General features: G+C 66.9%; 10 protein-coding genes and 1 pseudogene. 5 read left to right on the forward strand and 6 right to left on the reverse strand.

The features are described from left to right. Positions 1-399: pseudogene (locus tag A5663_RS00005) on the forward strand (MlaD family protein); the annotation flags it as partial. 76 nt (positions 400-475) lie between these two features. On the opposite strand, the gene A5663_RS00010 reads toward A5663_RS00005, so the two are convergent. The 4 genes from A5663_RS00010 to A5663_RS00025 all read right to left on the reverse strand — a co-directional run bounded on the left by A5663_RS00010 (position 476) and on the right by A5663_RS00025 (position 3,508). Beyond that, positions 476-1,318, reverse strand: coding sequence for an ABC transporter permease (locus A5663_RS00010; protein WP_068142862.1), 843 nt, complete (start codon positions 1,316-1,318; stop codon positions 476-478). Then, complete coding sequence (locus A5663_RS00015; protein ID WP_068142871.1) at positions 1,315-2,079, reverse strand: ABC transporter permease; 765 nt, start codon at positions 2,077-2,079, stop codon at positions 1,315-1,317. The genes A5663_RS00010 and A5663_RS00015 overlap by 4 nt, the downstream gene beginning before the upstream one ends. A gap of 280 nt (positions 2,080-2,359) precedes the next feature. Further along, positions 2,360-3,274 (reverse strand): 3-oxoacyl-ACP reductase, encoded by a 915-nt coding sequence (locus A5663_RS00020; protein WP_068142863.1) that lies wholly within the window; start codon positions 3,272-3,274, stop codon positions 2,360-2,362. 42 nt (positions 3,275-3,316) lie between these two features. Next, positions 3,317-3,508, reverse strand: a complete 192-nt coding sequence (locus A5663_RS00025; protein ID WP_068142864.1) for a ferredoxin — start codon at positions 3,506-3,508, stop codon at positions 3,317-3,319. Positions 3,509-3,653: 145 nt separating this feature from the next. Here A5663_RS00025 and A5663_RS00030 point away from each other — a divergent pair, with 145 nt between their 5' ends. The 4 genes from A5663_RS00030 (at position 3,654) to A5663_RS00045 (ending at position 8,242) form a co-directional block, all read left to right on the forward strand. Then, positions 3,654-4,835, forward strand: coding sequence for an acyl-CoA dehydrogenase family protein (locus tag A5663_RS00030; protein ID WP_068142865.1), 1,182 nt, complete (start codon positions 3,654-3,656; stop codon positions 4,833-4,835). 11 nt (positions 4,836-4,846) lie between these two features. After that, entirely contained in the window at positions 4,847-5,953 is a 1,107-nt protein-coding gene (locus tag A5663_RS00035; protein ID WP_068142866.1) for an acyl-CoA dehydrogenase family protein, read from the forward strand. 1 nt (position 5,954) lies between these two features. Beyond that, positions 5,955-7,463 carry a long-chain-fatty-acid--CoA ligase FadD17 gene (fadD17, locus tag A5663_RS00040; protein ID WP_068142867.1) on the forward strand — a complete coding sequence of 503 codons (1,509 nt, stop codon included), beginning with the start codon at positions 5,955-5,957 and terminating at the stop codon, positions 7,461-7,463. A 65-nt stretch (positions 7,464-7,528) separates the two neighbouring features. Further along, positions 7,529-8,242 (forward strand): LpqN/LpqT family lipoprotein, encoded by a 714-nt coding sequence (locus A5663_RS00045; protein ID WP_068142868.1) that lies wholly within the window; start codon positions 7,529-7,531, stop codon positions 8,240-8,242. A gap of 10 nt (positions 8,243-8,252) precedes the next feature. On the opposite strand, the gene A5663_RS00050 is transcribed toward A5663_RS00045, so the two are convergent. Both A5663_RS00050 and A5663_RS00055 read right to left on the reverse strand, forming a co-directional pair. Next, positions 8,253-9,374, reverse strand: coding sequence for a nitronate monooxygenase family protein (locus A5663_RS00050; RefSeq protein WP_068142869.1), 1,122 nt, complete (start codon positions 9,372-9,374; stop codon positions 8,253-8,255). Beyond that, a partial coding sequence (locus A5663_RS00055) for an acyl-CoA synthetase (protein WP_068142870.1) occupies positions 9,374-10,698 on the reverse strand: 1,325 nt, incomplete at its 5' end. The genes A5663_RS00050 and A5663_RS00055, both read right to left, overlap by 1 nt.

The following is a 10,698-nucleotide window of genomic DNA, read 5'->3' on the forward strand; positions in this document are numbered from 1 at the left end:
CGGACAGCGAAACCAAACGCAGCCACGTGCGGATCGCCGCGGCGATCCTGTTCTCGATCCTGTTGGCCGCGACCGTGTTCACCTACCTGGCGTACACGGCGGCGTTCACCCCGGTCGACACCGTCACCGTGACCTCTCCGCGCGCCGGCCTGGTGATGGAGCGCGACGCCAAGGTGAAGTACCGGGGGGTGCAAGTCGGCAAGGTCAAGTCGATCGACTACGCCGGGGACGAAGCGAAGCTGACGCTGGCCATCGAACGCGGCGAGATGCGCTACATCCCCTCCAACGCCGGCGTGCGCATCGGCAGCACAACGGTTTTCGGCGCGAAGTCCGTCGAGTTCATCCCGCCGCCCCACCCGTCGGGGCAGCAGTTGAGGCCGAACGCCACGGTCGCGGCCAACAGGATCGAGAACAGGATCGCCGCGGCGATCCGCACGTGGCTGCGTTTGGTTTCGCTGTCCGACATCGTCCCCGCCTACCCGGAGAGGTTGAAGTTGCCGGACGCGCCGTAGACGGCGAGTGAGATGAACAGCGTGATCGTCACCACGACGATCAGCGACGTGCGCACCGCCTGGCCGACCGCGATGCCGACGCCGACCGGGCCGCCGGATGCGTTGTAGCCGTAGTACGTGTGCACCAACATGACCGCGATCGCCATGACGATCGCCTGCAGGAACGACCACAGCAGGTCCGTCGGCACCAAGAAGGTGTTGAAGTAGTGGTCGTACAAGCCGGCCGACTGTTTGTTGATGAAGACCGTCGTGAAGCGGGCGGCGAAGAACGCGGCCAGCACCGACAGCGAGTACAGCGGGATGATCGCGATCATCCCGGCCATCAGCCGGGTGGAGACCAGATAAGACACCGAGTGGACGGCCATCGCTTCGACGGCGTCGATCTCCTCCGCGACGCGCATGGCGCCGAGTTGCGCGGTCGTGCCCGCGCCGATCGTCGCCGCCAGCGCGATGCCCGCGATCACCGGAGCCACGATGCGTACGTTGAGGAAGGCCGACAGGAACCCGGTCAGCGCCTCGATCCCGATATTGCCCAGCGACGAGTAGCCCTGCACCGCGATGACGCCGCCGGACGCCAGTGTCAGGAACGCGGCGACGCCGACCGTGCCGCCGATCATCACCAGCGCGCCGGTGCCCATCGTCATCTCGGCGATGTTGCGGATGGTCTCCTTGCGGTACCGGCGGGCGGCGTTGGGCAGGTAGCGCATCGTCTCGCCGTAGAACAGCGCCTGCTCGCCGACGGTGTCGACGGCCTTGGGCAGGCCGCTGAAGAAGCGGCGCAGTCGAAGGGTGACGTCGTAGCTCATCGCACCAGCACCCGGACGCCGATCGCGGTCATCACCACGTTGATCACGAACAGGCAGATGAACGCGTAGACGACGGTCTCGTTGACCGCGATGCCGACGCCCTTCGGGCCGCCTTTCACTGTGAGGCCGCGGTAGCACCCGACCAGCCCGGCGACGACGCCGAACAGCAAGGCCTTGACTTCGGCCAGGAGGAGTTCACCGAGACCGGTCAGCACCGTCAGCCCGTTGATGAAGGCGCCGGGGTTGACACCCTGCAGGAAGACGGAGAACACGTAGCCGCCCGACAGACCGATCAGGCAGACGAGGCCGTTCAACAGCAGCGCGACGAACGTCGAGGCGAGTACCCGCGGGACCACCAACCGCTGGACCGGGTCGATGCCCAGGACGCGCATCGCGTCGATCTCCTCGCGGATGGTGCGCGCGCCGAGGTCCGCGCAGATCGCAGTCGCCCCGGCGCCGGCCACCACCAACACCGTCACCACGGGCCCGAGCTGGGTGATGGTGCCGAACGCGGTGCCCGCGCCGGACAGGTCGGCGGCGCCGATCTCGCGCAGGAGGATATTGAGGGTGAACGCCACCAGCACGGTGAACGGGATGGCCACCAACAGCGTCGGTACCAGCGAAACGCGCGCGATCATCCACGTCTGATCGAGGAATTCCCGGAACTGAAATGGGCGGCGAAAAGTCTTGGTAAAGGTGTCGAAAGCCATTTCCATGAACCCGCCCACGGCCCGAGCCGGCACCGCGAGCTGTTCGATCAACCTTTGCTCCGTTCTCGGGTGGCGAGGGGTGTGGCGCCTGATCGACGTGATCTCAAACGACGTCGTGGCGAAGAGGTGAAACTCGTTGTCACGGCAGGCTTCCCACCCCTTGGTCAAGCGTTGCTCTTAGTGAGCCGGATCATACTAACTAGAACAAGTTCAGGGTGTCAAAGAACGAAAAAGGAATCGAAATTGTGACTTCTACGCAGGTCACCCTAGGTGAGATCGACTTCGTTTTAGAACGTGTTCCATCGCGGCGCGAGCGCGCTGACCGAGACCGTCAGTCTTGCTGGGCCATCACCCCGGTGGCCGCGAAACACTTCTGCGGATCTCGGTCAGCAAAGTAATTCCGAAGCGTTTCCGAGAGGTTCGCCGGCTCCCAGGCATCGGTTTCGGCGCTGAATTGCGCTTCGACGGTCGGAGCTGCCAGCAGTGTCACCGTAGGACCGTAGACGATGAACAGCTGCCCGTTCACCGATTCGGCGGCGGGCGAGGCCAGGAACCGGACCAGGTTCACGACATGCTCGGGCGACAGCGGGTCGATCTGCCCTTCCGACAACTCCGGCGCTTCGCCGAACACATCGGCTGTCATCGCGGTGCGGGCGCGCGGCGCGATCGCGTTGGCCCGCACCCCGTAGCGTTCGAGCGCACGAGCCATCGACAGCGTCAGCGCGGTGATGCCCGCCTTGGCAGCCCCGTAGTTCGCCTGCCCGACCGGTCCGACCAGACCGGCCTCCGACGACGTGTTGATCACCCGGCCGTAAACCTGACCGTCGTTCTCCTTGGCTTTTGAGCGCCAGTACGTGGCGGCGTTGCGGGTCAGAAGGAAGTGCCCGCGCAGGTGCACGGCGATCACGGCGTCCCAGTCCTCGTCGGACATGTTGAACAGCATGCGGTCGCGGGTGATGCCGGCGTTGTTGACGACGATGCTCAGCCCGCCGAGGCCGTCGGCCGTCTCGACCAGTTCGTCGGCCGTCGACCGCTCGCTGATGTCACCGGCCACCGCCACGGCCTTGCTGCCCGCTGCCGAGATCTCGTCGAGCACGTCGGACTTGTCCAGCGCCGCGGCGATGTCGTTGACGACGACGGTGGCTCCGGACCGGGCCAGGCCGACGGCCTCCGCGCGGCCCAGTCCGGCGGCCGCGCCGGTCACCACCGCAACGCGGCCGGACAGGTCGTTTGCATCTGTGCTCATGCCGCTCCTCGTACCGGGTTCGTCGTCAATTTATGAATACCTCTAGTCTCTGCGGAGCAACGCGGCGCGCGGGCATTCGGCGATCGACTGCTCGGCCAGGTCCTCCCGGTCGGCAGGCACCGGGTCGGCCTTGACCACCGCATAGTCCTCGTCGTCGAGATCGAACAGGTCCGGCGCGATTCCCACGCATACGGCGTTACCCTCGCAGCGGTCGCGGTCCACTTCCACTCTCATCACAACCTCCTAGCGGTCAGACTCGCTCCGAGCCCAGGGTGGCACCGGCCTGGACCCCAAGACTAGAACGTGTTACAACCGGGGGTGAAACCGGGCTGGACCCCCGCGTGCCACTTCGTGCCTCTACAGAAGTTAGGACAAGGCGATGCGAATCGGCTACACCCCCGAGCAGGAAGAGCTGCGCCGCGAGTTGCGCTCCTACTTCACCAAGCTGATGACGCCGGAACGGGCCGAGGCGCTGGCGTCCAACGACGGTGAGATGGGACGCGGCAACGTCTACCGCGAGACGGTCGCGCAGATGGGCAAGGACGGCTGGCTCACGCTGTCCTGGCCCAAGGAGTTCGGCGGCCAGGCGCGGCCGCCGATGGACGGGCTGATCTTCAACGACGAGGCAGCGATCGCCAACGTGCCGGTGCCGTTCCTGACCATCAACAGCGTGGCACCGACGATCATGCACTTCGGCTCCGAAGAGCAGAAGAAGTTCTTCCTGCCCAAGATCGCCGCCGGTGAGCTGCACTTCTCGATCGGCTACTCCGAGCCCGGCGCAGGCACCGATCTGGCGTCGCTGCGCACCACCGCCGTCCGCGACGGTGACGACTACGTCATCAACGGCCAGAAGATGTGGACGAGCCTGATCGCGTACGCCGACTACGTCTGGCTGGCCGCACGCACCAATCCCGAAGCAAAGAAGCACCGGGGCATCTCGATGCTGATCGTGCCCACCACAGCGGAGGGCTTCTCGTGGACACCGGTGCACACCATGGCAGGCGTCGATACCAGCGCGACGTACTACCAGGACGTGCGGGTGCCGGTGACCAGCTTGGTCGGCGAGGAGAATGCCGGCTGGAAACTGGTCACCAACCAGCTCAACCACGAGCGGGTCGCACTGGTCTCCGCGCAGCCGATCTTCATGGCGCTCAACGGCGTTCGGGACTGGGCACAGAACACCAAGGACGTGCACGGCAACCGGTTGATCGACTCGGAGTGGGTGCAGCTCAACCTGGCCCGGGTGCACGCCAAGGCCGAGGTGCTCAAGCTCATCAACTGGGAGCTGGCGTCCACCGACGATGCCGCGCCGTCACCCGCGGACGCTTCGGCGGCCAAGGTGTACGGGACCGAACTGGCGACGGAGGCCTACCGGCTGCTGATGGAGGTGCTGGGCACGGCGGCGACGCTGCGGCCCGACGCACCGGGCGCGCTGCTGCGCGGACGGGTGGAGCGCATGCACCGCAGCTGCTTGATCCTCACGTTCGGCGGCGGCACCAACGAGATCCAGCGCGACATCATCGGCATGGTCGCACTCGGCCTGCCCCGAGTGAACCGGTAAGGAGCGCCGACATGGACTTCAAGACAACCGAAGCGTCCGAAGATCTCGGCGGATTGGTCCGCACCATCGCCGATTCGGTCGTCACGCCGGAGCGCCAGCGCGAACTCGACGGGCTCGAGCAGAGATTCGACCGCAAGCTCTGGGACAAGCTGATCGAGGCCGACGTGCTCTCGGCGGCCTCACCGGAACCGTTGGGCGGCGGCGGGTTCGGCGTACTCGAGCAGGTCGCGGTGCTCGTCGCGCTGGGCCGCCAACTCTCTGCTGTGCCGTACCTGGAGTCCGTCGTACTGGGCGCCGGTGCTCTCGCCGCGTTCGGTTCCGAAAAATTGCAGCAGGAGTGGGGAACACCGGCGGTCACCGGCGAGAAGATCCTGACGATCGCGCTCGATGGCGAGATGGGGCAGGGGCCGGTGCAGGCCGCGTCGTCCGCCGACAACGGCTCCGGCTACCGGCTGACCGGCTCGCGCACCCTGGTGCCCTACGGGCCGGTGGCCGACGGGTTCCTGGTGCCGGCCGAAACCGATTCCGGCACCGTGGTTTTCCTGGTGGCCGCCGCGGATGCCGGGGTGACCGTCGAGCCGTTGAGCACCACCGGCCGGGGCAGCGTCGGGCATCTGGACCTGCAGGGCGTCGAGCTTGGGACCGAGCGTGTCGTCGGCGACGCGGAAGTGCTGGCGTGGTTGACCACTCGGGCGACGCTGGGCCGCAGCGCCTTTCAACTCGGCGTGCTCGAGCGGGCACTGGAACTCACCGCGGAGTACGCCCGGGAGCGTGAGCAGTTCGACCGGCCGATCGGCAGCTTCCAGGCGGTGTCCTCGCGGTTGGCCGACGGCTACATCGACGTCAAGGCGTTGCGCCTGACGCTGACCCAGGCGGCATGGCGGCTGTCGGAGAACATCGCGGCGGACCTCGACGTCAACACCGCGGCGTTCTGGGCCGCCGATGCCGGACATCGCGTTGCACACACCGCGGTTCACGTGCACGGCGGGGTGGGCATCGACACCGACCATCCGGTGCACCGCTACTTCCTGGCGGCCAAGCAGACCGAATTCGCGGTCGGGGGCGCAACCGGCCAACTGCTGCGCATCGGCCGGGAGTTGGCCGACACACCCGCCTGAGGTGAACGGCCTTCCCACGGTCGCGGACCTGTTGACGCCGCTGATCGACGTCGACGACCGCGGCGTGTATTTCGAGGAGTCGTTCACGCCGTGGCGTGCGCACCTCCGGCACGGCGCCGCGGTCGCGGCCGCGTTACGCGCGCGGCTCGACCCGGACCGGCCGCCGCATGTCGGGGTGCTCCTACAGAACACCCCGTTCTTCTCGGCGGTGCTGGTGGCCGCGGGCTTGACCGGAATCGTGCCCGTGGGCCTGAACCCGGTGCGCCGGGGCGCGGCGCTGCAGCGCGACATCGAACACGCCGATTGCCAGGTGGTTCTTGCGGATTCAGCGTCAGCCGCGGCGCTCGGCGACGTCGACCACGTCGACGTGGACTCGCCGGAGTGGGCGGCGGAGGTGGCGGATTTCGGTCACGAGCCGGTCGCCGTGCGTTCCGCCGATCCCGGCGACCTGTTCATGCTGATCTACACATCGGGCACCAGCGGTGACCCCAAGGCCGTCAAGTGCAGCCAGGGCAAGGTGGCGGTTGCGGGTGTGACCATGACGCAACGCTTCTCGCTCGGCCCCGACGACGTGTGCTACGTGTCGATGCCGCTCTTCCATTCGAACGCGGTGCTGGTCGGTTGGGCGGTGGCGCTGGCGTCGCAGGGCTCATTGGCGTTGCGCCGCAAGTTCTCTGCGTCGCAGTTCCTGCCCGACATCCGTCGCTTCGGCGCGACGTATGCGAACTACGTCGGCAAGCCGCTGTCCTACGTCCTGGCCACGCCCCAGCGGCCCGACGACGGGGACAATCCGCTGCGGGCGGTCTACGGCAACGAAGGCGCCCCGGCCGACATCGAGCGGTTCGCGCAACGGTTCGGGACCGTGGTGATGGACGGGTTCGGATCGACCGAGGGCGGTATCGCGATCGCCCGCACCCCGGACACCCCGCCCGGGTCCCTCGGCCCGTTGCCGGCCGGTACCGAGATCGTTGACGTCGAGACCGGAGAGCAGTGTGCGCCCGGCGTCACCGGCGAACTGGTGAATACCTCGGACGCAGGGCGTTTCGAGGGCTACTACAACGATCCGGAGGCCGACGCCGACCGGATGCGCGGCGGTGTCTACCACAGCGGAGACCTGGCCTACCGCGACGAGAACGGCTACGCCTACTTCGCGGGCCGGCTCGGTGACTGGATGCGGGTGGACGGGGAGAACCTCGGCGCGGCACCGATCGAGCGGGTTCTGTTGAGGCATCCAGAGGTAGTCGAGGTTGCGGTGTACGGGATACCGGCGCCCGATGTCGGCGATCTGGTGATGGCGGCGGTGACTCTGACCGAAGGCACCGTATTCGATCCGGCCGCGTTCCGCGATTTCCTCGGCGCTCAGCCCGATCTCGGTCCGAAACAATGGCCGTCGCTGGTGCGCGTCAGCGCAGCGCTGCCGCGCACCGAGACCTTCAAGGTGATCAAACGACAACTGGCCGCCGAGGGCGCCGACTGCGCCGATCCGGTGTACGAGATCCGTCGCTCTTGAGCTGAACAGGCGCGTCCGTCGATTACGCTTCGCTACAGATCGTTTCCGAGCGGCGGGAGCTGGCGATGAAACTCACGACGATCTCAGGCGCGGCGGCGCTGGCCGCCACGTTCGCGCTGGTGCTGTCGGGCTGTTCGGACACCAAGACCGTGACCGGCAAGGGTATCGCCGCAGAGCACACCAGCAGCACGTCCACGAGCGCCAAGACCGCCCCTTCGACCGCGAAAGTCGCTCCGCGCGAAGAGGATTCGTCCGGTCCCAACCCGACCATCGCAAGCTACATCGCCGAGAACCACATACAGGAGACGTCGATCAAGCGCGGTGACCCCGGCGCCCCGGCCATCGATCTGCCCATCCCGAACGGTTGGCAGCCGGCGGGAGACGACACGCCTGACTGGGCCTACGGCGCGATCGTCTACACCGGCCCGGAAGCCGCCGAATACACCCCGAGCATCGTGGCGCTGCTATCGAAGCTCACCGGGAATGTGGACCCGCAGACGATCATCGACCTGGCACCCGGTGAACTCCAGAACCTGCCGGGTTGGAGCGCGATGAACGAGGGTGAAGCCAGCACGCTGGGCGACTACCCCGCCTATCAGCTCGGCGGCACCTGGGAATCAGAGGGCCGCACGAAGATCGTCGCGCAGAAGACCGTCGTCATCCCCGGGCCCGATGCGCTGTATGTGCTCCAGCTCAATGCGGACGGACTGGAGGGTCAGGCCGCTCTCGTGAGCGACGCGACGCGCGTCATCGACGAGCAGACGAAGATCGGTTTCTGACCTAGCGGCGTCAGCTTCCGCGGATGTCGTCGAGGCGGCGCGACGCCTCCTCGAAACCCTCCACCAACTCCGCGATGATGTCGGCGACGGGGCGAATCTGGTTCATCCGACCGACGATCTGGCCCACCGGCATCGCGACGGTGTCGGGGTTGTCCGACTCGTTCATCCGTTGGTGCGCCTCGCTGACGAGGATGTTCTGCAGCGGCATCGGCAACGGCTCGGGCGCGTCGGCGGCGTCCCACGCGTCGGTCCATTTCGTCTTCAACAGCCGCGCAGGCTTTCCGGTGTAGATCCGGCGGCGCACCGTGTCGGCCGACGTGGCGCGCAGCAGGCCCTCCTGGATCGTCGAGATGCCGCCGGGTTTGCGATGGCCGAGGTCGTACTCGGCCGCCGTCAAGAACGCCGAGCCCATCCACACTCCGGAAGCACCCAGCGCCAGCGCCGCCGCGACCTGCCGGCCGGTGCCGATACCGCCGGCCGCCAGCACCGGCGCTCGACCGGCCAGCCCGTCGACGATCTCCGGCCACAGCACCATCGAACCGATCTCACCGGTGTGCCCGCCGGCCTCGTGGCCCTGCGCGACGACGATGTCGACACCGTTCTCGACATGTCGCTGAGCGTGTTTCGCACTGCCCGCCAACGCCGCGACCGGCACACCCGCCGCATGCGCCTGGTCGATGACGTCCTTGGGTGGGGAACCGAGCGCGTTGGCGATCAACTTGATCGGATGCTTGAGCGCGACCTCGACGTGCGACCGCGCCACCGAGTGCAGCCAGCCCAGCACGCCCTCGTTGCGCTCACCCTCCTCGGGCAGCGGCGGGACACCAAGGTCGGCAAGGGTTTTCGCGACGAAGTCGCGGTGGCTCTGCGGGATCAGCTTGTCGATGTCGACCGCGGTGCCCTCCTGGGGCACCTTGGCGGGCATCACGATGTCGACGCCGTAGGGCTTGCCGTCGGTATTCTCGTCCATCCAGCTCAGGACGGCCTCGAGATCGTCGGCTTCGTTGAACCGCACGCAGCCCAGCACGCCGAGACCACCGGCCTTGCTGACCGCGGCCGCCACCTTCTCCGACGGCGTGAACACGAAGATCGGGTAGTCGATGCCGAAGCGGTCGCACAGCTCGGTGCGCATCAGGTCGACGACCCCACGTGGTTGGCGTGCGCATCGTCGGCGGGCCGCTCCTCGGTGGTGTCCTTGGCCCACCGGTAGTCCGGCTTGCCCGCAGGCGTGCGGTGAATCTCGTCGACCCACCAAACCTTGCGCGGCACCTTGTAACCGGCGATCTCCTGGCGGACGAACGTGTCGAGCTCTGCCAGCGACGTGGTGGTTCCCGGCCGACGGTGCACGACCGCCGCGACGCACTGGCCGTAGCGCTCGTCGGGCACTCCGACCACCAGCGCGTCGAACACGTCCGGGTGACCTTTGAGCGCGGCCTCGACCTCTTCGGGATAGATCTTCTCGCCACCGCTGTTGATCGACTGTGACCCGCGTCCGAGCATCGTGACGGTGCCGTCGGCTTCCACTTCGGCGAAATCGCCGGGAATGGCGTAGCGAATCCCGTTGAACGTCTTGAACGTCTCCGCCGTCTTCTTCTCGTCCTTGTAGTAGCCGACGGGGATGTTGCCCTTCTTCGCGATCATCCCGCGCACTCCGGAGCCGGGCTTGACCTCGTTGCCGGCCTCGTCGAGCACGACGGTGCGGTGATCGATCGCCACCCGCGGACCGCCGGTGTGCGACTGGCCTTTGGCCACGATGCTGGTGCCGCCGAAGCCGGTCTCCGAGGATCCGATCGAGTCGGTGATCACCCGGTTCGGCAGCAGTTCGAGGAACTTCTCCTTGATGCTGGTCGAGAACAACGCGGCCGTGCTCGCCAGCAGGAACAGCGACGATAGGTCCGGTTCGTGACCGGCGTCGTGCAGCCTGGTCAGCGCGTCGAGCAGTGGGCGTGCCATGGCGTCGCCGGTGAAGAACAGCAAGTTGACCTTGTGCTGTTCGATCGTCTGCCACACCTCGTCGGCGTCGAATTCCGGTGCGAGCACGGTGGTTTGACCGGAGAACAACGACATCCAGGTGGCCGACTGGGTCGCCCCGTGGATCATCGGCGGGATCGGATAGCGGATCATCGGCGGGTTTTCGGCGGCCGCCTTCGCCAGGTCGTACTCGTCGGAGATGAACTCACCCGTCGCAAAGTCGGTGCCGCCGAACAGGACTCGGTAGATGTCCTCGTGGCGCCACATCACACCTTTGGGGAACCCGGTGGTGCCGCCGGTGTAGAGCAGGTAGATGTCGTCCTCGCTGCGCGGACCGAAATCGCGGTCGGGCGAACCCTGTTCGAGCGCGGCGTAGAACTCCACGCCGCCGTAGCGCTCGAAGTCGTCATCCGATCCGTCCTCGACCGACAGAACGGTTTTGACGTGCGGTGTTTCGGGCAGCACGTTGGCGACGCGGTCGGCTT

Source organism: Mycobacterium sp. E740, from assembly GCF_001672895.1.
Taxonomy (GTDB): domain Bacteria; phylum Actinomycetota; class Actinomycetes; order Mycobacteriales; family Mycobacteriaceae; genus Mycobacterium.